Source organism: Tardiphaga sp. (genome assembly GCF_044340795.1).
Lineage (GTDB): Bacteria > Pseudomonadota > Alphaproteobacteria > Rhizobiales > Xanthobacteraceae > Tardiphaga.
Genome location: NZ_JBIISY010000448.1, coordinates 1 through 2,505 on the forward strand (window position 1 = coordinate 1; position 2,505 = coordinate 2,505).

The following is a 2,505-nucleotide window of genomic DNA, read 5'->3' on the forward strand; positions in this document are numbered from 1 at the left end:
GTAGATCGTCGGTGCCGTCGGCAGCAACATCACGTCAATCGACTGCCAGGTCTGTTCAGCCTCGCGCATCAGTTCAGCCAGACGATACTGGCCCTTGAAAGCGTCTTCTGCCGTCATGGTCTTCGCCACCATGATGACGTCGCGCACCACCGGGTTGATCGCGTCGGCATGGTCCCTGGCGAAATCGGAGATGGCGGCCAGCCGCTCGGCGACCCACGGTCCGGCATAAAGGAGTTCGGCCGTGTTGCGGAACGGCGCATAGTCGAATGTCACGCGCGTGCCGCCGATCGCTTCCATCCGAGCAATGGCAGCATCGAACAATGCCTCGGCCTCGGCATCCCCGAAGAACTCCAAGTACGCCTTGCTCGGCACACCGAAGCGGAAGCGCTCCCGCTGGCCGGCGACCGACCAGGTCGCAGCCGGTGCCTGCCGTGAAAATGCGTCCTCCGCATCGAAGCCCGACGCGATCTCGGAGACGGTGACGGCATCGTCAATGCTGGTCGCGAAGACGGTGATGCAATCGAGGCTGCGTGCCGCGGGCACCAGTCCGCTGCTCGAGAACAGGCCCTTGGTCGGCTTCAGGCCGACGATATTGTTGAAGGCAGCAGGGATGCGGCCGGAGCCAGCGGTGTCGGTGCCGAGAGAGAACGGCACCAGCCCGCCGGCGACGGTCACCGCCGATCCGCTGCTGGAGCCTCCCGAAATATAGCGGTCGTCGAACACGCAGGTGGGAATGCCGAATGGCGACCGGGTGCCGTTGATGCCGGTGGCGAACTGGTCGAGATTGGTCTTGCCGACAGGAATGGCGCCGGCGGCGATCAATTGCTGCACCACAAAGGCATGCCGCTCTGGGTGATAGGCGAATTCGGCGCAGCCAGCCGTGGTCGCGAGACCGGCAACATCGATATTGTCCTTCACGGCAAACGGAATGCCGAACAGCGGCAGGTCCTCGCCCTTTACCTTGCGGGCGACAGCATCGCCAAGCATCTGCAGCGCGGCGTCCAAGGGCAACCGGCTGATCCAGGCCTGGCTCTGGCCGAACGCGTCGATCCGGCCGTAGACCGCACGCAGGACGTCGCCCGGATCCTGTGCCGAAGCATAGGCGGCCCGAAAGGAGGCAATGTCACTGAGCGCTATCGGGGGCGGCTGCACGCGCGGAATGGCTGTTGAGGCGTTTCGGGTCATGGCTCTCATGGCAATCTGAATGACCATGAAACGATAACTGCCGATCTGTTGCGATCCAGTGCTTGATTCTGATCGGCTCGTTGCTAAAAGTGCAACAGTCTCATAATTGGCCCTTTTTCGAGCGGGCTCGCATGCGTCACCTCAAACTTTTCCAGTACATTTCCGAAGTGGCACGTCGCGGTTCGATCCGCGGAGCCGCCGAGCATCTCAACATCACGCCATCGGCCCTGACCCGGAAGATCCAGGATTTCGAGGACGAATTCGGGACGATGGTGTTCGAGCGGCTCCCGCAGGGCATGCGGCTGAATGCGGCCGGCGAGCTCCTGATCCGGCATATTCGCGACCAGAGTGCCGATTTCGACCGCCTCAAATCGCAGATCGCCGATCTGTCGGGAGTCCGGCGTGGTCATGTCTCCGTGGCGTGCAGTCAGGCCTTTGTCGACAACGTGCTGCCTGAAGAGATTGCCACCTACCGATCTCAATTTCCGCAGGTGACGTTCACGGTGGTGGTGCGCGACCACATCCTGGGCGCCGCTGCGTTGAGCAGCTTCGAGGCCGACCTGGCCCTGTTGCTGAATCCACCGCCGGCGGCGGACATGCGAATCCTGCTCGCGACTGAGCAGCCGCTTTGCGCGCTGTTTCGAGCTGACCATCCATTGGCCCGGCCGGGCACCATCCGTCTGCGGGAATGCTTTGCTTTCCCGGTGGCCATGCCGGACCAGACCCTTGCGATCCGCCACTTGTTGGACGTGGCGCGTTCGCGCCGCCAAATTGAGGCCGACACCCAGATCGAATCCGGTTCGCTGGAATTTCTGCGCAATTTCGTCATGCGCGAGCAAGCGGTGACGTTTCAGATCCTGAGCGGCATTCCGCAAGAGGACAGTCGCATCTATGCCCGGCCGATCGACATGCGTGATCTCGCGCCGCTTCAGATCGTTCTCGGTCAGTTGCGTGGGCGTGTGCTGTCGGTCGCTGCAGCAAAATTCGCCGATCAGCTCAGCAACCATCTGGCGCGGCATGATCCGATCGCGGAGTAGCGGCGCTCGACTGGCGGCTCATGCTTCCGTCAAGAAGACGCAGAGATCCGTCTCGGGTGGGTTGATCCCGGAGTCGAAGAACATCTCCGCAACCCAGCCTCGGTGATAGGTCTTGTGGTTGATGATATGCAGGAACATGCCGCCGCGGGTCATTTCAGCAGCTTTGCCCGATACGAAATTGAAGCTCAGGCGCTCGCCGAGTAGCTCGGGCGTCTGGCTTTTTGCCCAAGCGAGATACCATTGATTGATTTCAGACTGCTCCTTGACCAACGTCCCAAGGTCG

General features: G+C 61.8%; 3 protein-coding genes. 1 reads left to right on the plus strand and 2 read right to left on the minus strand.

The window, feature by feature from the left end; genetic code table 11:
* Positions 1 to 1,185: allophanate hydrolase (locus tag ACIQ17_RS32995; RefSeq protein ID WP_398473790.1), on the minus strand; the 1,185-nt coding region annotated here is incomplete at its 3' end.
* A gap of 131 nt (positions 1,186 to 1,316) precedes the next feature.
* Between ACIQ17_RS32995 and ACIQ17_RS33000 the strand changes: the two genes are divergently transcribed.
* Positions 1,317 to 2,222, plus strand: a complete 906-nt coding sequence (locus ACIQ17_RS33000; RefSeq protein ID WP_398473793.1) for a LysR family transcriptional regulator — start codon at positions 1,317 to 1,319, stop codon at positions 2,220 to 2,222.
* A gap of 18 nt (positions 2,223 to 2,240) precedes the next feature.
* Here the strand turns inward: ACIQ17_RS33000 and ACIQ17_RS33005 are convergent.
* Positions 2,241 to 2,505, minus strand: a 265-nt coding sequence (locus tag ACIQ17_RS33005) for a DinB family protein (protein ID WP_398473791.1), incomplete at its 5' end; no start/stop codon positions are given.

What these genes read in the sequence shown, in the direction of transcription:
- ACIQ17_RS33000 (WP_398473793.1), top strand. Translation starts at nt 1,317, where the DNA reads ATGCGTCACCTCAAACTTTTCCAGTACATTTCCGAAGTGGCACGTCGC.